The organism is Streptomyces sp. NPDC107562, from assembly GCF_055657325.1.
In genome coordinates, this window is sequence record NZ_JBVKBE010000006.1 from 73682 (window position 1) to 94783 (window position 21102).

Consider the following 21102-nt stretch of genomic DNA (forward strand, 5'->3'; position numbering starts at 1 on the left):
ACACGCCGAGGTCCGCGAGCGCCGGAACCCGGAGAAGGTCCCGCCCGACTGCTCTTGCTGGGAGGTGCGTCTGTGACGACGGGTCGGAGCGGGACGGGTACGGCGGCCGAGGTGGGCAAGGCGGGGGCGGGCGGCGGGGGCGGCGCCCTGACCGCGCTGCTCACCTGTGCCATGGCCTTCTCGATGATGCAGTTGTTCCTGCTGGGGGCCCTCGGCCCCCGGCTGGTGACGGAACTCGGCGTCTCCCCCACCGTGCTGGGGCTGACCACGACCGTCGGGTTCGCGACGGCGACGGTGCTCTCGCCGGTCGGCGGCCGGGTGGTGGACCGGGTGGGACCGCGCCGGTGCCTCGTCGCGCTGCTGGCGGTCTCCGCGCTCGCGCTGGCCCTGATCGGGGCGGCGCCCGGCACCGGTCTCCTGCTGACGGCGGTGGCGCTCGGCGGGGTCCCGCAGGCGCTGGCCAACCCCGCGACGAACAAGGCGATCCTGGCCGTCGTACCTCCCGTCCGGCGTGGCTCGGTGACGGGGACGAAGCAGTCGGGGGTCCAGCTCGGGGCGTTCGCGGCGGGGCTGCCGCTCGCGGCGCTCGCCGCCGTCGTGGGGTGGCGGGGAGCGGTGTGGACGGCGGCGGGTGCCGCCGTCGTCGCGGCGTGCTGGGCGGCACGCGTACTGCCCGGCGATCCGCCCCCGAAGTCCACCGCGGCGGCCTGGGTGCCGCGTGGGACGATCGCCTGGCTGATGGGGTTCTCCCTGCTCCTGGGCTGCGGCATCGCCTCCGTGAACACCTATCTGGCGCTGTACGGCGCCCAGCGGCTCGGCCTCGGCGCGACGGCGGCGGGCACGCTGGTGGCGGTGCTGGGCGTGGCGGGGATCGCCGGGCGGGTCGGCTGGTCGCGGCTCGCCGGACGCCCCGGCCGGGCGGTGTGGTTGCCGGCTGCGCTGGCCGCGGGCGCCGTGCCGGCGGCGGCACTGCTCGCCCTCTCCGCGCACGCCCCCGCGCTCGCCTGGGTGGCCGCGGTGGCGGTCGGGGTGTTCGCGGTGGCGGCCAACGCGGTGTCCATGGTCCTCGTGATGCAGCGTGCCGCGCCCGGCCGGGCGGGGCAGGACTCCGCGCTGGTCTCGGCCGGGTTCTTCGCCGGGTTCGCCATCGGGCCGCCGCTGTTCGGTCTGCTGGCGGAGGCGGGCCGGTACGGGGCCGGATGGTGGCTCGTGGCGGGCGAGTTCGCGGCCGCGGGCGTGGTCGCCGTGCTGGGGGCGCTGCGCGGACGCCGCGAGGACGGCGGGGCGTGAGCGGGTCCCTCCCGGCCGTGCCGCCCGCGTGGGCCGCACCGGCTCTCGCCGCCGTGCTCGACCGGGTCGCCGTCACCCGTGCCGCGGTCGGCGACCGCTTCCCGCTGTTCGCGGAACCGGGCGAGGGGACGTGGACGACGAGCGGGCGCGGGTCGTGGACCGGAGGCTTCTGGGCGGGGCTGCTGTGGCTGCGCGCCCGGCACACCGGCGCACCGGCGGACCGGGAGGCCGCGCTGCTGTGCACCGCCCGGCTCGCCGCCTGGACCGAGGCGGACACCGCGACCCGCGGGCTCGTCTTCTGGTACGGCACCCTGCTCGCCGCCGGCAGCGAGGGCGGCCTGCAGGAGCGGGCCGCCCTGGCCTGCCGGGACTCCTTCGACGCGGAACTGGGCCTGGTGCCCTGGGGTGCGGCCTTCGGCGGGCCCCGCCTGCTCGCGCGGGTGGACGCGGTGCCGGGGCTGGTGCCGCTGCTCGCCACCGTGGACGCGGCGGCGGCCCTGTCCCACCTGCGGCGCCATCTCGACCTCTGCCTCGGGCGGCCCCCGCGCCACTGGGCGTGGCGGCACGACCCGGCGCGGGGCTGGACCGCCGTGCAGGATCCGCCGCCGGGCTGGAGCCGGGGGCCGGCGTGGCTGCTGCTGGCGGTGGCCGAGGCCGTACGTCATGTGGGCTTCGGAGAACTCGCCGACGTGACGGCCGAGTCGATGCTCGGGGACCTCGTGCCGCTCGCCGACGCGGCGCGGCCCGACGGCCCTCGTGACACCTCGGCCGCGGCCGTCATCGCCACGGCGTTGCTGCTTCTCGGACACCGGAGCCGGGCCGTCGCCGTCCTCGAAGAGCTGGTCAGCTCCCATCTGACCGTCGACGGCCGCCTGCTGGACGGCTGTTACGACCTCGCCTCCGCGACGGCCGTCCGGCATGAGCTGATCTGGGGCGACTTCTTCCTCGCGTACGCGCTCGCCCTGCTCACCGGCCTCGTCGAACCGGCATGACGACGAGCCCGAGTCCCTTCTAGGAAGTACCCGTCCGCAGGACGCGGCGGGCCACGGCGGTGATGTGCAGCTCGTCCGGGCCGTCCAGGATGCGTGCGGCGCGACCGACGCGGAAGAGGGCGGGCAGCGGGGTGTCGGGGCCGAGGCCCTCCGCCCCGTACACCTGGATCGCCGCGTCCGCGACCTGTTGGAGTGTGCGGGCCGCCGCCACCTTGGCCAGGCCCACCTCCACGTGGGCGTCGAGACCGGCGTCGAGGAGGGCCGCCGCCTCGTGGACGAGCGGCCGGGTGGTGCGCAGGGCGAGCAGGGACTCGAAGACGTGGCGCTGGACCAGCTGGAGGTCGCCGAGCGGCCCGCGGGAGCGGGTGCGGGTCAGGGCGCGTTCCCGCATCAGGGCGAAGGCCCGTTGCGCCTGTCCGAGCCAGCGCAGACAGCGCAGCGTGCGGCCGAGCTGGAGCCGCTCGCCCGCGACGGCCAGGGCCTTGCCGCGCTCACCGATCAGTTGGTCGGCGCCGACCGTGACGCCGTCCAGGGCGATCTCGTACTGGCCCGCCGCGCCGAACACCGGCAGGTCGCGCACCACCTGGAAGCCTGCCGAACCGGCGGGGACCAGCAGCAGCGACAGCCCGTCCCGGTCCGGCGCCGAGCCGTCGGTCCGCGCCAGCACCGTGACGAGGCCGGCGTCCGCGGCGCCGCTGGTGAACCACTTGCGGCCGGTGAGCCGCCAGGCCCCGTCCGTCGTCCGTTCGGCGCGGGTGGCGGTGCGGAAGGGGTCGGTTCCGGGGACGTCCGGTTCGGTCATGGCGTAGCAGGCCCGCAGGTCCCCGGCGACGAGCGCGGGCACGTACGTCTCGCGGACGCGCGGGCTGCCGTGCCGCCACAGCATCAACACGTCCAGCAGTGACGCCGACCCGAGGGCAGCCGGGCCGTGGTCGCTGGCGCCCTCGGCCTCGGCGACATGCGCGTACGCCCGCAACGGCAGTCCCTGGCCGCCCAGTTCGGCGGGATGGGGCAGGGCCCACAGCCCGGCGTCCTTCGCCTCCTGCCGGAGCCGGGCCAGCACCGCGCCCGCCTGCGGGCCGCCCGCGTCCAGCACCGGCTCGTGGGGCATCACCCGCCCCTGGACGAACTCCGCCACCCGGTCCCGCAACTCCACGATGTCGGGCGGGCATTGAGGCTCCCCCTGCGTCACCAGCACCACTTTCCTCCGCTCCGGTGGGAACTCCGGCCGTCGCCGGTCCGACTGCTCTTGTCGTGGAACAGGTCGGGGGCGACCGCCCCCGGGTTCCCGAGCGTCAGGAAGGAACGGCATGGCAACTCCAGCCACACCCATCACCCTGCGCACGGCCCGGCCGCTGGAGGGGCTGCGCGGGGAGGCCTCGGGGCCGCCCGGCCCCGCGGACGGACTCGTCGCGGAGCATCTGCGGCTGCTGGGCGCCGACGGCGACGGCCGTCCCGGTGGCCGGTTCGCCCTCTGCGGGTGGCCGTCCTCGCCGGAGCCGGTCACCGCCCGTACGACGTGGGGTGACGGGCTCGTCGACGAGGCGACCGTGCAGGCGGCCACCGGCGTCATGGCCGTCCACGGCCGTCGTGACGGCGCCCCCCGCGGCCTCGCCGTCGACTACGCGGCCACCGCCACCGGCGTGCTCGCCGTGCAGGCGCTGCTGGCCGGACTGCTGGCGCGGGCCCGCGGCGGCAGCCTGCCCGGCGCGCACGTGAGCGCGGAGCGGGCCGGGCTGCTGGCCGTCTCGCAGTACGTGGCCGCCGCCGGCGCCGAGGAAGGCGAGGCCGCCGAACTCGCCCCGGGCGGACCCCCGTTCACGGCGGCGGACGGCACGCTCCTCGAGCTGGAGACGCTCGACCCGGGCGGCTGGGCCGCGTTCTGGCGGGCGCTCGGCGCGCCCGAGGAGGCGGTACGGCGAGGCTGGCGGCCCTTCCAGTTCCGCTACGCGACCGCCTGCGCGCCCTTCCCACCCGTACTGCACGAGATCGTGCGGGCATGTTCCTGGGAGCGGATCCGGGAGGCCGCCGGGGACGCCGGTGTCGACGTGTGCCCGCTGTCGTCGCTCGCGCGGCGTGCCGCCGAGTACGACGGAGCGCCACCGTGGGAGCTCGCTGCGCACCAGGCGTCGTACGCCGGGACGACGGCACCGGTGGACGCCCCGCTCGCCGGTCTGACCGTGCTGGAGGCGGGGCGGCGCATCCAGGCGCCGCTCACCGCGCATCTGCTCGGCCTGCTGGGCGCCGAGGTCGTCCGGATCGAGCCGCCGGGCGGTGATCCGCTGCGGGGCATGCCGCCGGCCTGCTCGGGGATCTCCGCACGCTGGCTGGCGCTCAACCGGGGCAAGAAGGCCGTGGAGGTCGACATCAAGTCGGCGGCGGACCGCGAGCGGCTGCGCGAGATGGCGGCGGGCGCCGATGTGTTCCTGCACAACTGGGCGCCGGGCAAGGCGGCCGACCTCGGTCTGGACCACACACACCTGGCGGCCGCCAACCCGGCGCTGGTCTACGCCTACACGAGCGGCTGGGCCGGACGGCTGCCCGGCGCGCCCCTGGGCACCGACTTCATGGTGCAGGCCCGCACCGGGGTCGGTGAGGCCGCCCGGCCCGCCGACGAGGCGCCGGCACCGTCGCTGATGACGCTGCTCGACGTGCTGGGCGGACTGCTGGGCGCCGAGGCGGTGCTGGCGGGCCTGCTGCTGCGGGAACGCACGGGATGCGGGGTGCGGGTGGACTCGTCCCTGCTCGGTGCCGCCGACGTGCTCACCGCGCCCGCCCGCGCCCGAGCGGCGCGGGGGCTTGACCCCCGGCGGCCGGCCGGCTTCCGCCGTCCGCTGCCGACGGCCGACGGCTGGATCGCCCCTCCCGACCACACCGCCGTCCCCGTGGACCCGCGCGCGCTGTCCACCGCGCAGGCGCTCGAAGAGTTGCAAAGCCGCGGGCTCGCGGCCGTCCCCGTCGTCACCGACCTCTCCGACCTGCTGACCACCGGCTCGATCAGCCGCGACGCGCACGGCGCCCCCGCCGTCCCCGACCCCTGGAGCTTCGCATGACCGTCACCCTGCACGACCTGCTGCCCGCCGAGCTGCGCCGCTCCTGGGCCGTCGACGGCACCTGCCCCGATCTCGACCTGTACAGCCTCTACCGCGCCCATCAGATCGCCGACCTGCACCGTACGGCGATCCTCGACGCCAAGGGCAAGCTCTGCTACACCGCGCTGGACCGCAAGGCGCGATGTCTGGCCGCCGGCCTGTCGGGGCTCGGGATACGCGCCGGCGACGTGGTCGGCATACAATTGCCCAACGGCCGCAACGCCGTCGTCGCCGATCTGGCGCTGGCCGCCCTGGGCGCCGTCGCGCTGCCGTTCCCCGTGGGGCGAGGCGGGCGGGAAGCGGCGTCGCTGCTGGCCAGATCGGAGGCGGTCGCGGTCGTCGCGGCCGCCGAGCACCGGGGCAACCACCACGCGGCCGACCTGCTGGCGCTGGCCGGTGAACTGCCCGCCCTGCGCGCCGTGGTGGCGGCCGGGCCCGGTACCGTGCCCGAGGGGGCGGTGGCGCTGTCCGCGCTGCTGCGCACCGACCCCAGGGCGTTCGCCCCGGCCCGCCCTCACCCCGACTCCGCCGCCCGCATCCTCGTCTCCTCCGGCTCGGAGGCCGAGCCGAAGATGGTGGCGTACTCGCACAACGCGCTGGCCGGCGGGCGCGGCAACTTCCTCGCCTCGCTCATGACCGGCGGGCAGCCGCCGCGTTGCCTGTTCCTGGTGCCGCTGGCCTCCGCGTTCGGCAGCAACGGCACCGCCGTCGCGCTCGCCCGGCACGGCGGCACGCTCGTCCTGCTCGACCACTTCACGCCCGAGGCCGCGCTGGAGGCACTCGTCGAGCACCGGCCCACCCATGTCCTCGGCGTGCCGACCATGATCCGGATGATGCTGGACCGCGTCGCCGAGGGCGGCCTGCCGGAGTTCACCCCGCCCACCGCCCTGGTGGTCGGCGGCTCCCCGCTGGACGAGGCCACCGCCGAGGAGGCGCGGCGCGTCTTCGGCTGCCCCGTCGTGCACCTCTACGGCTCGGCCGACGGCGTCAACTGCCATACGGGGCTCGCGGCCGAGGACACGAGGGGCGCGGGGCCCGGCGTCCTCGCGGGCCACCCCGACCCACGCGTCGCCGACATCCTCATCGCCAGCCCCGGCGTCCGCGAACTGCGCGAGCTGCCGAGCGGCACGGTCGGCGAGATCGTGGCCCGCGGCCCGATGACGCCGCTGTGCTACGTCGCCGCCCCGGACCTGGACGCCCGCTACCGCACCGACGACGGCTGGGTGCGCACCGGGGATCTCGGACTGCTCCAGGAGGACGGCACCCTGCGGGTCGTCGGCCGGCTCAAGGACGTCGTGATCCGCGGCGGGGCCAACATCAGCCCGGCGGAGGTGGAGATCGAGCTGGCGGGCCATCCGCTGGTGCGGGACGTGGTCTGCGTGGGGGTGCCCGATCCGCTGATGGGTGAGCGGCTCGCGGCGTGCGTGGTGCCGCGCGAGGGCCGCACGCCCACGCTGGCCGAGCTGTGCGCCCACCTCGACGGGCGCGGACTGGAGCGGCGCAAGCACCCCGAACGGCTGCTGGTCGTGGCGGAGTTGCCGCTCACCCCCGCGGGCAAGCCGGACCGTGCCGTAGTGCGGGAACGATTCGCCGCGCAGCCGGGTCCGGAGCGGCCGCCGGCTCCGGCCGGCTGAGTCCACCACGCGCTGAGAGGGCCGTCCGGCGCGGGCGGCCCCTCGGTGCGTGACGCGACACCGTTACGAGGCGGCCATCGCCGCCGCGCAACCGGGTCCGGAGCGCCCGCTGACTCCGGCCGGCTGAGTCCACCACGCGCTGAGAGGGCCATCCGGCGCGGGCGGCCCCCTCGGTGCGTGACGCGACACCGTTACGAGGCGGCCATCGCCGTCTCCACCGTCTTCGCGGCTTCCCGGTAGACCGCCAGCAGGTCCAGATCCGTCCCCGGGTAGTTGACGATCTCGACCTGTTCGGCGCCCGCGTCGGGCAGCACCGTGCCGGTCGTCATGTGCGCGTTGTCCAGGACGAGTCGGGGCTTCGTCCGCGACAGCTCGGACAGCTGCGTCGCCGTCACGGCCTCGGGCCCGAAGGTACCGGCGAGTTCGGCGCCCGCCAGCTTCGCCGCCCATGTCGTGAACACCTGGGCGACGACGGTGGGCTGCTCCCCTCGCGGCCACTTGGCCTTCAGGCCCTTGTGCAGCGCCGCGTACTCGGAGTCGAAGGAGGCGGTCCACCGCGCGGCGGCGTCCTCGGTGCCGAACAGCTCCGCCAGCCTGGCGACTTCGGCCTTCGCCTTGTCCGCGTCGTTGTCGAGGGCGACCTCGACCAGCTCGGCGTCGGAGCCGGCCGCTTCCTTGATCTTCGCGGCGTACGGCTCGAAGGGCGCGTAGAGCACGTAGTCGGCGCCCGCCACCGCCGCGAGGTCGGAGGGCTTGGGGTCGTAGTCCGGGGCGTGCTGCACCGACTGCGGGACGATGACCTCGACGTCCTCGGCGCCGGCGGCCTTGGCGAGTGCGCCCTCCCAGGTGGTGGTGGCGACGACGACCGGCGAGGAGTTCTTGGCACCGGACGACGAGGACGACGACGGCTCGTTCCCGCCCCCGCACCCGGTCGTGGTCAGGGCGAGCCCCGCGGTGAGGGTCAGTGCGAGGAGGGAAGTGTTGGGGACGCGGGTGCGCGCCATGAGCTGGTTCTCCGTTCGGGTAGGAGATGGACGGCGAGGACGACCACGCCGGCGGTGAGGACGAGGACGGGCCCGGGCGGCCAGTCGAAGCGGAGCGCGAGGAGGAACCCGGTCAGGTTCACGGCGACTCCGATGCCGACCGCCCAGGCGGTGATGGACTTCAGGGACGTGCCGAGGCGGCGGGCCGCGAGCGCCGGCAGCAGCGTGAGGGCGTCGACGAGCAGCGCGCCGGTGAGCTTGATGGCTCCCGCGACGGCCACCGCGACCAGGACGAGGAGCACCAGGGTGAGCCGCTCGATCCGTACGCCGGAGGACAGGGCGAGTTCGCGGTCGTACAGCAGCAGGGCGAGGTCGCGGCGCCGCCACCAGAACAGGGCCGGGACGGCGACCGCCAGGGCGCCGAGCACCCACAGGTCGGCGGTGCCCACGGACAGGATCGAACCCCACAACAGGGCGAACGCGCCGGCCGCGTTGACCCCGGACACCGCGAGCACGAGCAGCGCCGCCGCGATCGCCAGGCTCATGAGCAGGCCCATCGCCCCCGACAGCCCGTCCGGGGTGCGGGCCAGCGGGGCGACCCCGGCGCCGGCGAGAGCGCAGGCGAGCAGCGCGCACAGCATCGGGTCGAGGCCGGTCAGCAGGCCCACCGCGATGCCGAGGAGCGCCACGTGCATCATCGCGAACCGCACCGGCATGATGTCCAGACCGACGATCACGACGCCGATCACGGGCAGGCCCACGGCGGCCAGCAGCAGGGCGGTCCCCGCACGCTGGACCGGGACGAGTTGCAGCAACTGGCCGACGTCGGCGGCGGCCTGGGCGTTCACCGCACCTCCCGCAGCCGGCCGGCGGCCATCTCCAGCACCTGGTCGCAGCGGTCGGCCAGGGCCCGGTCGTGGGTGACGACCAGGACGGTCACGGGCAGGGACAGCAGGACATCGGCCGCCTCCTCCTGCCCGGCGAAGTCCAGCGCGGCGGTGGGTTCGTCGGCCAGCAGCACCCCGGCGCCCGCGGCGACACAGCCGACCGCCCGCGCCAGGTACATCCGCTGCAACTGGCCGCCGGACAGGGTGTGCACCGGCCGTCCGACGAGCTGCCCGACGCCCAGCTTCGCCGCCGCCTCGACGGCCTCGTCCCGCGCGCCGCCGCTGTCCAGCAACTCCCCCGCCAGCAGCGGGAACCGGCCGACGGCCGGCTTCTGCGGGATCCAGGCGCAGGCCCGGCGCCGCCACGCCCACTCGGCCGCGCTGCGGGTGTCCCGGCCGCCCACCAGGATCCGGCCGCCCGCCCGGCGGTGCAGACCGAGCACGGCCCGCAGCAACGTGGTCTTGCCCGAGCCGTTGGTACCCGTCAACGCCACCCGCCGGCCGGCCGCGACGTCGAGGTCGACGCCCCGGACGGCCTCCACCCGGCCGTGCCGGCAGGCGACCTCGCGCATCACGACGTCCAGTCCTTCCATGCCACCTCCTCGCTCCTCCACAGCAGTCGGAAGAAGACGGCGGCTGGTTCCCAGGTGCGTGGCGCCGACACCGGCGGCACGCACCCGCGTGTCCGACTTCACCTTCCGCATGCCGGACCTGCCCGCCTCGCGCGCCCGTCGCGGCGTAGGGTGGTCGGCGCAGCTGGTTCGCCCCGTCCGCCAGGCGGGACGTCGTAAGAGGGAACCCGGTGGAAATCCGGGACTGCCCCGCAGCGGTGAGTGGGAACGACCGCCGTCATACGCACTGGGCCCGAGGAGACGGGTCCGGGAAGCGACGGCCAGTAGGTGCCTCGTACGACACGAGGCGGGCCCGCGAGTCCGAAGACCTGCCAACTGCCCGTGCGCGACCCCTCGCGCGCGGACATTCCGGTGACCTCGAGGGCGGGTCGGCGTACTACCAGGCGGACGACCGCGCGGTGCTCGCAAGCCGCGCGAGGTCGGGTCCGTCCGGTTCCGTCACCCTTCGCGCTCTCGTCCCGTCCCCGGGATCTCAGGGATTCATCTCGCGAAGGAGATCTCCGTGACCACCAAGCCCGCAGCCGCGGCAGCACGGGCCACCGTGTACGGCTACCCCCGCCAGGGCCGCAACCGGGAGCTGAAGAAGGCGATCGAGGGCTACTGGAAGGGCCGCGTCACCGCCGACGCCCTCCGGTCGACCGCCGCCGAACTGCGCGCCGCCACCTGGCGTCGCCTCGCCGACGCCGGCGTCCACGAGGTGCCGAGCGGCGACTTCTCGTACTACGACCACGTGCTCGACACGACCGTCATGGTCGGCGCGATCCCCGACCGGCACCGGGAGGCCGTCGCGGCCGACGCGCTCGACGGGTACTTCGCCATGGCGCGGGGCACGCAGGACGTCGCGCCGCTGGAGATGACCAAGTGGTTCGACACCAACTACCACTACCTGGTGCCCGAACTGGGCCCGGACACCGTCTTCGCCGCCGACGCCGCCAAGCAGGTCGCGGAGTTCGAGGAGGCCCGCGCGCTGGGGCTGACGGCCCGTCCGGTCCTCGTCGGGCCCGTGACGTACCTGCTGCTCGCCAAGCCCGCGCCGGGCGCCCCCGCGGACTTCGCCCCGCTCACGCTGCTGGACCGGCTGCTGCCGGTGTACGCCGAGGTCCTCGCCGACCTGCGCGCGGCGGGCGCCGAGTGGGTGCAGCTCGACGAGCCCGCCCTCGCCCAGGACCGCACCCCGGCCGACCTGAACGCCGCCGAGCGGGCCTACCGCGAACTCGGCGCCCTCACCGACCGGCCCCAGCTCCTCGTGGCCTCGTACTTCGACCGGCTCGGCGACGCCCTGCCGGTCCTGGCCAAGTCCCCCGTCGAGGGACTCGCGCTGGACTTCACCGGGGCCGGCGCGGCCAACCTCCACGCCCTGGCGGCCGTCGGCGGACTGCCCGGCAAGCGCCTGGTCGCCGGTGTGGTCGACGGGCGCAACATCTGGGCCGCCGACCTGGAGAAGTCCCTCGCCACCCTCGGCACCCTGCTGGGCCTCGCCGACCGGGTCGACGTGGCCGCCTCCTGCTCGCTGCTGCACGTACCGCTCGACACGGGTCTGGAGCGGGACGTCGAGCCGCAGATCCTGCGCTGGCTCGCGTTCGCGCAGCAGAAGACCGCCGAGATCGTCACCCTCGCCAAGGGACTCGCCCTGGGCACCGGCGCGATCACCGCCGAACTGGCCGCCAACCGGGCCGTCCTGGCCTCCCGGGCGGGCTCGCCGATCACCCACGACCCGGCGGTCCGCGCCCGCGCCGCCGCCGTCACCGAGGCCGACGCCCGGCGCTCCCAGCCGTACACCGAGCGGGCCGCCGCCCAGCGCGCCCACCTCGGCCTGCCCCTGCTGCCGACCACGACCATCGGCTCCTTCCCGCAGACCGGCGAACTGCGGGCCGCCCGCGCCGACCTGCGGGCCGGCCGGATCGACGACGCCGGGTACGAGGAGCGCATCCGGGCCGAGATCCAGGAGGTCGTCGCCTTCCAGGAGAAGACCGGCCTCGACGTCCTCGTGCACGGCGAGCCCGAACGCAACGACATGGTCCAGTACTTCGCCGAGCGGCTCACCGGCTACCTCGCCACCCAGCACGGCTGGGTCCAGTCCTACGGCACCCGCTACGTCCGCCCGCCGATCCTGGCCGGGGACATCTCCCGCCCCGGGCCGATGACGGTGCGCTGGACGACGTACGCCCAGTCCCTCACCGGCCGCCCGGTCAAGGGCATGCTGACCGGGCCGGTCACCATGCTCGCCTGGTCCTTCGTCCGCGACGACCAGCCTCTCGGCGACACCGCACGCCAGGTCGCCCTCGCGCTGCGCGACGAGGTGAACGACCTGGAGGCGGCCGGGACCTCGGTCATCCAGGTCGACGAACCGGCGCTGCGCGAGACCCTGCCGCTGCGCTCGGCCGACCACGCCGCCTACCTGTCCTGGGCGACGGAGGCGTTCCGGCTCACCACCGCAGGCGTACGCCCGGACACCCAGATCCACACCCACATGTGCTACGCCGAGTTCGGCGACATCGTCCAGGCCATCGACGACCTCGACGCGGACGTCATCAGCCTGGAGGCCGCCCGCTCCCGCATGCAGGTGGCACGGGAGCTGGCGTCGCACGGCTACCCGCGCGAGGCCGGGCCGGGTGTCTACGACATCCACTCCCCGCGCGTCCCGGGCGCCGACGAGGCCGCGGAACTGCTGCGTACCGGCCTGAAGGCCATTCCGGCCGAACGGTTGTGGGTCAACCCCGACTGCGGTCTGAAGACCCGCGGCTGGCCCGAGACCCGCGCGTCGCTGGAGAACCTGGTGGCCGCGGCCCGCACGGTCCGGGCGGAGCTGTCGGCCTCCTGATCCCGCCGTGCCGAAGAGGCCGGGGCGTCGGCGGCGCCCCGGCCTGCGGGAGAGGGTTCAGCTCGCGGTCGCCTCGGCCGCCGCGCGTCCCGCCTTGCGGCCGGAGAACAGGCAGCCGCCGAGGAAGGTGCCCTCCAGCGAGCGGTATCCGTGGACGCCTCCCCCGCCGAAGCCGGCGACCTCACCGGCCGCGTACAGGCCGGGGACCGGGGTGCCGGAGGCGTTCAGGACGCGGCCGGACAGGTCGGTCTGGAGACCACCCAGGGTCTTGCGGGTCAGGATGTTGAGCCGCACGGCGATCAGCGGCCCGGCGGCCGGGTCCAGGATCCGGTGCGCTGACGCGGTGCGGCTGAGCGTGTCCCCGGGATAGGCGAGCGCGTTGCGGATGCCCATGACCTGGACGTCCTTGGTGTAGGGGTTGGCGATCTCGCGGTCGCGGGCCTCGATCTGCCGCTGGAGGTCGGCCGGTCGGATCAGGTTCTGGCCCGTCAGCTCGTTCATGCCCGCGACCAGTTGTGGCAGGGTCTCGGCGACGACGAAGTCCTCGCCCCTCTCCTTGAACCGCTCGATGGGCTCCGGGGTCTGCCAGATGCGTGACAGCAGTTGCCAGACGTTCTTCTCGGTGAGGTCCGGGTTCTGTTCGGAGCCGGAGAGGGCGAACTCCTTCGCGATGATCTTCTGTGTGGTGACGAACCAGGAGTAGTCGTATCCGCTGTCGGTGATCGACTTGAGGGTGTGCAGGGTGTCGTAGCCCGGGATGTCGGGGCTGGAGAACCGCTTGCCGGTGGCGTCGAACCACAGGGAGGACGGGCCGGGCAGGATGCGGATGCCATGACCGGGCCAGATGGGGTCGTAGTTCTTGAGGCCCTCGGTGTAGTGCCACATCCGGTCGGGGTTGACGATCCGTCCGCCGGCCCGCTCGGTGATGGCGAGCATGCGCCCGTCCACGTGCGCGGGCACTCCGGTGATCATGGACTTGGGCGGGGTGCCGAGGCGGGCGGGCCAGTTCCGGCGGACGAGGTCGTGGTCGGCGCCGATGCCGCCGGAGGTCACGATCACGACCGGCGCGCGCAGTTCGAAGTCGCCGACCACCACGCGGGAGCTGGGCTTGCCGCGGGCGGCGTCGCTCGGCTCCAGGACCGCGCCGCGTACCCCGGTGACCGCGCCGTTCGTGACCACCAGTTCGTCCACCCGGTGGCGGAACCGGAAGGCGACCCGGCCGCTCTGCGCGGCGGCCCGCACCTTCTTCTCGAAGGGTTCGACGACGGCGGGTCCGGTGCCCCAGGTGACGTGGAAGCGCGGCACCGAGTTGCCGTGGCCGTCGGCGAGGCCGCCGCCCCGCTCGGCCCAGCCGACGATCGGGAACCACTGCACTCCGAGCCCCGACAGCCAGGACCGCTTCTCCCCGGCGGCGAAGTCGACGTACGCCTCGGCCCACTGGTACGCCCAGTGGTCCTGGCCCGCCGGGTCGTCGGTCCCGCGGTCGAATCCGGCCGTGCCCAGCCAGTCCTGCCAGGCGAGTTCGTGGGAGTCCTTGATGCCCATCAGCCGCTGCTCGTGGGAGTCGACGAGGAACAGGCCGCCGAACGACCAGAACGCCTGGCCACCGAGGCCGGTTTCGGGTTCCTGGTCGAGCAGCAGCACCTTGCGTCCGGCCGCGGCCAGTTCGGCCGTGGCGACCAGCCCGGCCAGGCCGTGGCCGACGACGATGGCGTCCGCGTCCGACGCGGCGTACGCCGGGGTCGCGGCCTGGGCCAGGGCGGCGCCGGCGAGCACGCCGCCCGCCACGGTCAGGGCATGGCGGCGGGTGATCGCGGCCGGTGATGACGGGTGCTCCATGGGCTGCCTTCCAATGGGGGTGAGGAGGAGGCCGGAGAGGTACGGGATGCTGCTGCGAGAGCAGGGGTTACCGACGGTAGATCAGGGGGTACGCGGACCACCAGAGCCGTGCGTCACTCAACTGCCTTGGCGCATAGGCAAGTTGACTTTCTAGTCAGCCGGCACGCGGCGGCGGGGGGCTCGTGCGGGCGTTCACGGCAGCAGCGTGATGTGCGGTACGCCGGTGCGGGGATCCTCGGTCACCTCGGCGTCGACGCGGTAGACGTCGGCGAGGAGTTCGGGCGTGAGGACCTTCGCGGGCGGCCCCATGGTCACCACGCGGCCGCCGTCCATGACGCAGAGGCGGTCGCAGAAGGCGGCGGCGAGGTTGAGGTCGTGCAGGGCGACGACGGCGGTGACGCCGAGCCGGCGCACGAGGCGCAACGTGTCCAACTGGTGGCGCAGGTCCAGGTGGTTGGTCGGCTCGTCCAGCACCATCGTGCCCGCCCGCTGGGCGAGCGCGCGGGCGATCAGCACCCGCTGCTTCTCACCGCCCGACAGCCGGGCGAAGGGGGCTTGTGCCAGGCCCGCGGCGTCGAGTTCGGTCAGCGCGGCCATCACGACGGCGCGGTCACCGGCGTCGTCGCCCTCGAAGGCCCGCTTGTGCGGGGTGCGTCCCATGGCCACCACGTCGTACACCGAGAGCTCGAACTCCCCGGCCGCCTCCTGCAGGACGGCCGCGAGTCGTCGCGCGAGGCTCTTGCCGGGCATCCGCCGGACGTCCTCGCCGTCCAGCAGCACCTGCCCCGAGGTGGGGCGCAGGGCCCGGTAGACCGTGCGCAACAAAGTGGACTTCCCGGCGCCGTTGGGGCCCACGAGACCCACCACCTCGCGCGGCGCCACGTCCAGCGACGCCCGGTCCACCAGTGCCCGGCCGTCGACGACGACAGAGACGTCCCGCACGGCCAGCGCGCCGGGCGACGCCGCGGCCGGGGTGGCGGGCTTGGTCGTGAGCGTCCTCGTCATGCCGTCCTCCGACGCATCAGCCACAGGAAGAAGGGGCCGCCGACCAGGGCGGTGAGGATGCCCACGGGGATCTCCTCCGGGTTCATCACGGTGCGTGCCACCAGATCGGCGGCGATCAGGAAGGCCGCGCCGAGCAGTGCCGCGGCGGGCAGCGCGCGGCGGTGGTCGGCGCCGACGAGCAGCCGTACGACATGGGGCATGATCAGTCCGACGAATCCGATCTGGCCGCTGACCGCGACGATCGTGCCGATCATCACGGCGACCAGGGTGAACAGCGCCGCGCGGAAGCGGTGGACGTCCAGGCCGAGCGCGACGGCCGCCTCCTCCCCCGCGAGCAGCAGGTTGAGGGACCGGCAGACGCCCAGCAGGACGGCCGTGCCGAGCAGGACGGCGCCGACGGGGATCCACACCACCGTCCAGGTGGTGCCGGCGAGACCGCCGAGCATCCAGCGCAGCGCCGACTGCGTCTTGTGCGGATCGCTGGAGGTCACCACCAGGAAACTGGCGAGCGCGGAGAGGACCTCTGCTGTCGCCACGCCCGCCAGCACCAGCCGCACGGTCGTCATCCGCCCGCCGGACCGGGCCAGGAAGTAGACGGCGACGAGTGCGGCCAGCGCGCCGAGGAACGCGGCGACCGGCAGCGAGAACACGCCGAACAGGGTGAGGTGGAAGACCACGACCAGCACCGCGCCGACGGAGGCGCCCGACGAGACACCGAGCAGCATCGGGTCGGCGAGCGGGTTGCGCACCAGCGCCTGGAGCGCCGTGCCGCACACCGCGAGGCCCGCGCCCACGACGCCGGCGAGCAGGACCCTGGGCAGCCGCACGTCGACGACGATCGTCTCGCGGACCGGGGTCCAGGTGGGGTCGGCCAGGGCGGGATGCACCCGGTTGAGCAGGATGCCCCAGACCTGGTCGGCCGGGACGCCGACGGATCCGGCGGCGATCCCGAAGGTGGCCGCGAGCACCACCAGCGCGGCCAGCAGCACCAGGACGAGGGGGTAGGGAAGCCTGGCGCCGCGCCGGACGGGGTCCGCCCCGAGGGGCCTTCGCGTGCCGGCCTGCGCGCTACCGCCCGTGGCGTCGGTCTCGGTCGTCGCGCCGCTCACTCGAAGCGGTCCGGGTGGAGCTGGCGGGCCAGGGAGTCCACGCCGGCCGGCACCCGCACGCCGAGCACGGTGGACGACAGCGGCAGTACCGCGAACCGCTTGTTCCTGATGGCGGGTACGTCCTTCAGCGCCGGGTTGGCCAGCAGGAACTCCTTCTTGTCCGCGACCGGCTGATCGCCGTAGTCGTAGATCACGACGACCTCGGGCGCCCGCTCGGCGACCTGCTCGAACGACACGTCGCCGAACGCCTTGTCGAGGTCGGCGAAGACGTTCACCCCGCCCGCGCGTTCGATCATCTCGTTGCCGATGCCGGCGCCGCCCGCGGTGAAGGCGGTCTTGTCGCCGCTGTCGTAGACGAAGAGCTCGACCGGGGTGACTCCGGCGAGTTCGTCCTCGACCGTGTCCAGGGTGGTGTGGAGCTTCTTCAGCTCCGCCTCCGCGCGGTCCGGCACCCCGAAGATCCTGGCCACGTTGCGGATCTCCTGGTCCATCGTGGTCATGGTGACGGGTCCGGACGGGCATTCCTCCACGTTCAGGTAGGAGTTGATGCCCGCCTTGGACAAGGCGTCACGGCTGCGGCCCTCCTTCTCGTCGAAGGTGCTGGCGAACCCGCCGTAGGCGAAGTCGGGTTCGGCGGCCAGCAGCGTCTCGAACGAGGGGTACTCCTCCGCGACGACCTCGATGCCGTCGTAGGCGTCCTGGTACTCGGGGAGGATCCTGTCGTCGAGGTAGGCCGTGCCCACCATCGACTTCTCCAGACCGAGCGCCAGCATGACCTCGGTGGCGTGCTGGTTCAGCGACACGGCCCGCCGCGGGGGCCGTTGATACGTCGTCTCCACCCCGCAGTTGGACAGCGTGACCGGGAAGCCCTTGGCCACGGTGCTCGCCGGGGCGGCGTCGTCCTTGGTGGCGCCGCCACCGCAGCCGGACATCAGCAGGGCCGCGGCGGCGGTGGCCGACAGCAGGGACAGCGGGCGCTTGCCCATCATGGAGGGTCCTCTCACCGGAGGGGGAACGTGGAACACGGAACAGGCAGGACGGCGGACCAGGTCCGGAAAGGGGCCGGGAACGGCGGACGGACGACCGCGAACGGTGCAGCCGGAGTGAGGGGTGGGCGCGGGCGGTCAGGCCGCCGGGCCGGGAGCCGGCGTCGCCCCGGACCGGGCGGGCCCGGGCGGCGTGAAGACGTGGAGCTCCAGGATGTCCGGCAGTGCCACGAGGCCGGGGCCCCCCGCGCGCACCCAGGCGGCGACGTCCTCCGTCGCGGCCGGGTCGTTGACCAGGCCGAACCAGACCGGCCGGCCACCGGCGGCGCGCCCCTCGGACGAGGGCCGCACGACGACCACGTTCGCCTGGTCGCACACGTCGAGGCAGTCGGTGACGAGGACGGGGGCGTCCTCGGCGAGCCGCGCGGTCTGCGCCGCGTGGTCCACCCCGGTCACCTTGGGGCTGCCGCAGCAGCAGTCACGGCACACGACGACCCGGCACGGCACCGACCCGTCCGGTGACGTCTCGACAGGCATCACGACATACCCTCCTCCCCGGGGAAATCCGCCCCGGTCACGTCGAGGAGGCGACCGCGTGAGTCTCCTGGCTCTCGGGTCAGTGCTCGTCCCGGCCTTCCCACCCGCATCCGGGCAGTGGTTCGTTCGGGATCCGCTCGCCGATCACAGTGGCGGGACCGCGCCGGATTCACACCGGCTTCCTCGTTCCGCCGTCGCCTTTTCGCGGGACATCATGTCAGACGGGCCAGTCATCTCATACGCCGGCGGCGGCGCCGGGCAGGGTGAGGTGGTGCACACGACCGGCGGGCGGCATGCGCAACGCGCCGCCCCGTCGCATCGACCGGGCGGCGCGTTGCGCGCTGTTGGGGGGAGCCGGGGTCAGCTGACCGGCGGCATCTCGCTGGGTCGTGAGTCGAGGCCCGCGCGGCGGTTGACCCAGGAACCGCGCGTGAAGTCGGGGACGGCGACCGGACGGCCGCCCGCCGCGAGGGACTTGACGCTGAGCGGCACCGGGGAGCACCAGGCGGCGGCGTCGTACACGTCCATGTCGGGGACGAGTCCGGCGCGCATCTGCTGGACGGTGCGCCACTGCAGGACGTAGTCCATGCCGCCGTGCCCGCCGTTGTTGGCGGCGTCGTCACCGATCTTCTGCCAGAGCCAGTGGTCGAACTCCTTGAGGTACGCGTCGAACGACCGCCAGGTGTGGCCGCTGTGATCGGGCTCCACGTAGATGCGGCCGCCGCCGGCGGAGGTGACTCCGGCGTAGTCCTCGAAGATGCCGCGGCTGCCGGCCAGCGAGTTGATACGGCTGTACGGGCGCGGCGAGCTGACCTCGTGCTCAGCGCGGACGACCCGGCCCTGCGCGGTGTCGATCAGGCAGGTGACCAGGTCACCGTTGATGTAGGTCTCCTTCCAGCTCGGGTGGGAACGCGGCACGAAGCGGGCGCGGTAGTCGGCGAGGCCCTTGGGCTCGGTGGCGGTGGCGCGCAACGTCGTGAAGCGGTCGCCGCGGTTGATGTCCATCGCGGCGGCGATCGGGGCGAGTCCGTGCATGGCGTAGAAGGACGCGGTGCTGCGGGTGTGCCACAGCCGCCGCCAGGAGTCGGTGTAGTACGTGTCGGAGAAGAGCAGCTCGCGCAGGTCGTGCAGATAGCCGCCGTGGCCGTTGGTGACGTCGCCGAAGAGGCCGTCGTGGGCCATCTTGAGCATCGCCAGCTCGTTGCGGCCGTAGCTGCAGTTCTCGGACAGGAACAGGTGCCGCCGGGTCCGCTCGCTGGTGTCGACGAGGTCCCACAGCTCGCGCAGTTCGGTGGCGACGGGCAGTTCGACGATGGCGTGCCTGCCGGACAGCAGGGCGGCGCGGCCCTGCTCGTAGTGGAACTCCCACGGGGTGGCGACGTAGACGAGGTCGATGTCCTCACGGCGCAGCATGCGGGCGTAGGCGTCGGCGGAGCCGCCGTACTCGGCGGGGCGGGGCCGTCCCTCGGCGACCAGTTTGTCGGCGGTTCGTCGGGCGCGCTCGGGGCGGATGTCGCACACGGCGGTCACCGTGCACCCGGGGACGGCGGCCCATCCCGAGGCCATGCCGTTGCCCCGGTTGCCGAGGCCGATCAGGGCGACGCGGACCGTGCGGTACGGGTCGAAGGGGACGTTGACCATCGACTTCTGGCCGTGCCGCCGCACCGGAGGGGCGTCGGTGGCAGAAGTGGCGGGGGCGGCGCCCGGCGCGGCGGCGGCCGTGGTGCCGAGCCCCGCGACGACGGCGCCGGAGGCCAGGGCCCCGCCCATGAGAGTACGGCGTGAGACAGCAGGGATTTCATGCATGACGCTGAACGCTCCCTTGTGGGTGGCCGACAGCTCTTGTTGCCGAACGACTTTGGCGAGCGGACGACGGAGTGTCAATAGGTGCTCGAAGAGAGGCTGTTGCGAGCAGAAATGAGCATCCAGCGGTCACGGGGGTGAGGGTGGAGCCGATCAGGCCTGCGGCGAGGCCTGCTGCTCCGCCTCGCCGAAGCGGGCCAGGGCGAGGGCGCCCGCGATGGAGGCGGCGAAACCGGCGACGGCCAGCGGTGCGAGGCCGTGGCGGGTGGTGTCGCCCAGCCAGACGATGCCGAACAGGGCGGGCCAGACGGTCTCCCCGATGACCATCGCCGCCGTGGCGGAGGTGACCGAGCCGGACTGGAGGGCTTCGATCAGGAGCAGATAGCCGGTGATGCCGGAGAGGACCACGGCGTACACCGACGGGTCGGCGAGCAGGCCGGGCAGCGACAGTTCCGGCATCAGCCGGGCCCCGACCGCCGTCACGCCAAAGCTGATCCCGGCGAGGCCCCCGAGGACGGCCGCGCGGTGGCGCACGTTCCGCAGACGCGGGGTCAGCGCCCAGCTCACCAGGGCCAGCCCCACCGAGCCCACCAGGATCGCGAGCCGCATCCTCATGTCGCCGTCCCCGCCGGTCTCCCGGCCTGCCGCGATCGCCATCACCGCGAGCCCGCCGCACACCGCGACGACCGCGGCCCACTCCACCCGTCGCAGGCGGATCCGCAGCACGAACGCCGAGACGATCGCCGTCACGGCCAGCGCCCCGGCGACCGCCGCCTCGACGAGGAAGAGCGGGACCGAGCGAAGGGAGACCAGTTCGGCGCCGAAGCCCAGGGTGTCGAGGGCGACCCCGACGATGAACGGCCACTGCCAGGTGGCCCGCACGGCCGCGCCGGCGCCCCCACCGGCCACCCTGCGCGCACCGAGCGCCTGGAACACGGTCGCCGTTCCCATGAAGAGGGCGGCGCACAGCGCGAACAGCAGCCCGAGTCCCATGACCGCAGGCTAATGCGCCGAGCGCGCGTGACCTCGGAGGGCAACCCCCCGTGGTGTCGCCCCCACCGGGTCCGGCCCCCACACCTACGGCGCGTCCGCGCCACCTGCACGCCGGGACCACGCCACCTCGGCAGACCCGGCACCCACACCGAGGCCAGGCCGCTACAACGACCCGGCACGGCTCGGCCGAGCCACCGCAGCGAGTGCCGCACCGCCACGCCGATCCCCGGCACTACGGCAGGACAGCGCCGCCGCAACAGACCCGCACCGAACCCCGCACCGCACCGCACCGAGTGCCTGCCGCGGCGCACTCCGGCACCCCCAGCAAGGGCGCGCCGCCGCAGTACGCTCCGACACCCACGGCACGGCCGCCAGGCTGCCGCAGCGGACCCCGCACGACGGGGCCGGGCCGCCGTGGCGGACCCCGGCACGGGACCGGGCCGTCGTGGCGGAAACCGACACCTCAGCAAGGGCGAGCCGCCGCAGACGCTCCGGCACC

Annotated in this window: 16 protein-coding genes and 2 riboswitches; of the genes, 5 read left to right on the forward strand and 11 right to left on the reverse strand. The window is 74.2% G+C overall.

What is annotated here, in order from left to right; all coding sequences use genetic code 11:
- Positions 1 to 72 precede the first annotated feature (72 nt).
- Both ACZ7LV_RS18855 and ACZ7LV_RS18860 read left to right on the forward strand, forming a co-directional pair.
- Positions 73 to 1290, forward strand: a complete 1218-nt coding sequence (locus ACZ7LV_RS18855) for an MFS transporter (protein ID WP_471940592.1) — start codon at positions 73 to 75, stop codon at positions 1288 to 1290.
- Positions 1287 to 2282 (forward strand): sugar ABC transporter permease, encoded by a 996-nt coding sequence (locus ACZ7LV_RS18860; protein ID WP_471940594.1) that lies wholly within the window; start codon positions 1287 to 1289, stop codon positions 2280 to 2282. Before ACZ7LV_RS18855 ends, ACZ7LV_RS18860 begins: the two co-directional genes overlap by 4 nt.
- A 19-nt stretch (positions 2283 to 2301) precedes the next feature.
- Here ACZ7LV_RS18860 and ACZ7LV_RS18865 read toward each other — a convergent pair whose 3' ends face one another.
- A complete protein-coding gene (locus ACZ7LV_RS18865; protein ID WP_471940983.1) occupies positions 2302 to 3393 on the reverse strand; it encodes an acyl-CoA dehydrogenase family protein in 1092 nt (363 codons plus the stop codon).
- A 199-nt stretch (positions 3394 to 3592) separates the two neighbouring features.
- Between ACZ7LV_RS18865 and ACZ7LV_RS18870 the strand changes: the two genes are divergently transcribed.
- Both ACZ7LV_RS18870 and ACZ7LV_RS18875 read left to right on the forward strand, forming a co-directional pair.
- Entirely contained in the window at positions 3593 to 5335 is a 1743-nt protein-coding gene (locus ACZ7LV_RS18870; RefSeq protein WP_471940596.1) for a CoA transferase, read from the forward strand.
- Positions 5332 to 7008, forward strand: a complete 1677-nt coding sequence (locus ACZ7LV_RS18875) for a class I adenylate-forming enzyme family protein (protein WP_471940598.1) — start codon at positions 5332 to 5334, stop codon at positions 7006 to 7008. The genes ACZ7LV_RS18870 and ACZ7LV_RS18875 overlap by 4 nt, the downstream gene beginning before the upstream one ends.
- A gap of 191 nt (positions 7009 to 7199) precedes the next feature.
- On the opposite strand, the gene ACZ7LV_RS18880 is transcribed toward ACZ7LV_RS18875, so the two are convergent.
- Genes ACZ7LV_RS18880 through ACZ7LV_RS18890 form a run of 3 tightly spaced genes read right to left on the reverse strand, consistent with a single transcriptional unit; the run spans position 7200 to position 9471 of the window.
- Positions 7200 to 8012: a metal ABC transporter solute-binding protein, Zn/Mn family gene (locus tag ACZ7LV_RS18880; RefSeq protein WP_471940599.1), complete on the reverse strand. Its 813-nt coding sequence runs from the start codon at positions 8010 to 8012 to the stop codon at positions 7200 to 7202.
- On the reverse strand, positions 7970 to 8839 hold the full coding sequence (locus ACZ7LV_RS18885; protein WP_471940600.1) for a metal ABC transporter permease: 870 nt from the start codon (positions 8837 to 8839) through the stop codon (positions 7970 to 7972). Before ACZ7LV_RS18885 ends, ACZ7LV_RS18880 begins: the two co-directional genes overlap by 43 nt.
- Complete coding sequence (locus tag ACZ7LV_RS18890; RefSeq protein ID WP_471940602.1) at positions 8836 to 9471, reverse strand: metal ABC transporter ATP-binding protein; 636 nt, start codon at positions 9469 to 9471, stop codon at positions 8836 to 8838. The genes ACZ7LV_RS18885 and ACZ7LV_RS18890 overlap by 4 nt, the downstream gene beginning before the upstream one ends.
- A 147-nt stretch (positions 9472 to 9618) precedes the next feature.
- Positions 9619 to 9840: riboswitch (cobalamin riboswitch) on the forward strand.
- 172 nt (positions 9841 to 10012) lie between these two features.
- On the opposite strand from ACZ7LV_RS18890, the gene metE reads away from it, so the two are divergent.
- Positions 10013 to 12331, forward strand: a complete 2319-nt coding sequence (metE, locus tag ACZ7LV_RS18895) for a 5-methyltetrahydropteroyltriglutamate--homocysteine S-methyltransferase (RefSeq protein WP_471940603.1) — start codon at positions 10013 to 10015, stop codon at positions 12329 to 12331.
- Positions 12332 to 12388: 57 nt separating this feature from the next.
- Here metE and ACZ7LV_RS18900 read toward each other — a convergent pair whose 3' ends face one another.
- The 7 genes from ACZ7LV_RS18900 to ACZ7LV_RS18930 all read right to left on the reverse strand — a co-directional run bounded on the left by ACZ7LV_RS18900 (position 12389) and on the right by ACZ7LV_RS18930 (position 20603).
- The gene (locus tag ACZ7LV_RS18900; protein WP_471940605.1) at positions 12389 to 14170 is read right to left on the reverse strand and encodes an FAD-binding dehydrogenase; all 1782 of its coding nucleotides are present in this window, start codon (positions 14168 to 14170) and stop codon (positions 12389 to 12391) included.
- 192 nt (positions 14171 to 14362) lie between these two features.
- Positions 14363 to 15175, reverse strand: a complete 813-nt coding sequence (locus ACZ7LV_RS18905; protein WP_471940606.1) for an ABC transporter ATP-binding protein — start codon at positions 15173 to 15175, stop codon at positions 14363 to 14365.
- Entirely contained in the window at positions 15172 to 16284 is a 1113-nt protein-coding gene (locus ACZ7LV_RS18910; protein ID WP_471940608.1) for a FecCD family ABC transporter permease, read from the reverse strand. The genes ACZ7LV_RS18905 and ACZ7LV_RS18910 overlap by 4 nt, the downstream gene beginning before the upstream one ends.
- Positions 16281 to 17273: an ABC transporter substrate-binding protein gene (locus ACZ7LV_RS18915; RefSeq protein ID WP_471940609.1), complete on the reverse strand. Its 993-nt coding sequence runs from the start codon at positions 17271 to 17273 to the stop codon at positions 16281 to 16283. Before ACZ7LV_RS18915 ends, ACZ7LV_RS18910 begins: the two co-directional genes overlap by 4 nt.
- 135 nt (positions 17274 to 17408) lie before the next feature.
- Positions 17409 to 17807, reverse strand: a complete 399-nt coding sequence (locus ACZ7LV_RS18920) for a (2Fe-2S) ferredoxin domain-containing protein (protein ID WP_471940610.1) — start codon at positions 17805 to 17807, stop codon at positions 17409 to 17411.
- Between the two features lie 45 nt (positions 17808 to 17852).
- Positions 17853 to 18047, reverse strand: a riboswitch (cobalamin riboswitch).
- Between the two features lie 120 nt (positions 18048 to 18167).
- Positions 18168 to 19613 carry a Gfo/Idh/MocA family protein gene (locus ACZ7LV_RS18925; RefSeq protein ID WP_471940612.1) on the reverse strand — a complete coding sequence of 482 codons (1446 nt, stop codon included), beginning with the start codon at positions 19611 to 19613 and terminating at the stop codon, positions 18168 to 18170.
- 150 nt (positions 19614 to 19763) lie between these two features.
- Positions 19764 to 20603 (reverse strand): DMT family protein, encoded by an 840-nt coding sequence (locus ACZ7LV_RS18930; protein WP_471940613.1) that lies wholly within the window; start codon positions 20601 to 20603, stop codon positions 19764 to 19766.
- Between the last annotated feature and the right edge of the window lie 499 nt (positions 20604 to 21102).